This window comes from Campylobacter sp. CH278 (assembly GCF_004378845.1).
In the GTDB taxonomy this organism is placed as follows: domain Bacteria; phylum Campylobacterota; class Campylobacteria; order Campylobacterales; family Campylobacteraceae; genus Campylobacter_D; species Campylobacter_D jejuni.
The window spans coordinates 1-796 of sequence record NZ_RYXZ01000021.1; the positions used below are offsets into that span (position 1 = coordinate 1).

Here is a 796-nt window from a genome sequence, read left to right on the forward strand (position 1 = left end):
TAAAAATTTAGCTAAACACTATAAACATCTTTTTGTATTTGAAAGTGAAATAGAACTTTTTATCCTAGCTTTAAGTACACTGGATTTGAGTGAAGAGCTAAAAACTTATCAAGTGATATTGTTTGATGCAGCAGCCAAGGATATAGAAATTCAAATTGCTATGATTTTTGATCAGCAAAGTATTTTAGAGTATTTAAGTTTGTATGAAATGTTTATTAGCTCGCATTATTATCTTAAATACTATGAAGCTTCTATTTTATCTTTAAATGAACTTTGCATTAAAAGTGCAAGTGTAGCAATAAGAAATGCAGATATTACTTGTTTTTTACTTTTGTTAACACATGGACAGTTTTTACAAAACATCCCTTTTATGCTTGAAAGCATTCCTTTTCAAAGAATCTTAAGTGAAAGAAAAAACAAATTTGATAATGCTATAGTAGTTTCTGCAGGACCTAGTTTAGCCAAACAACTTCCTTTACTTAAAGCTTATCAAGATAAAGCAGTGATATTTTGTGCTGATGGGGCTTTGAGTATGCTTGAGAAAAAAGGCATAGTGCCTGATTATGTGACGAATTTAGATTTTGAAGACTTGCCTTTAAGATTTTTTCAAAATAAAGAAAATTTAAAACAAAGCATTATCGCTCTTGAGTGTGCCACGCATCCTAATGTCGTGCGTAGTTTAAAGGATGAAAATTGTATGATTATTTTAAGAAATAAAGCTTTATATCAACGCTTCAATCTTAACGACTTTGGTTATGTTGATACAGGTACTCATGTAAGTCATTTTTCTTATACT

The 796-nt window shown here is 29.6% G+C and carries 1 protein-coding gene; it reads left to right on the forward strand.

Features of this window, described 5'->3' with window-relative positions:
* Positions 1 to 796 (forward strand): 6-hydroxymethylpterin diphosphokinase MptE-like protein (locus tag ELQ04_RS08490; RefSeq protein WP_134224522.1); only part of this gene is annotated, 796 nt, incomplete at both ends.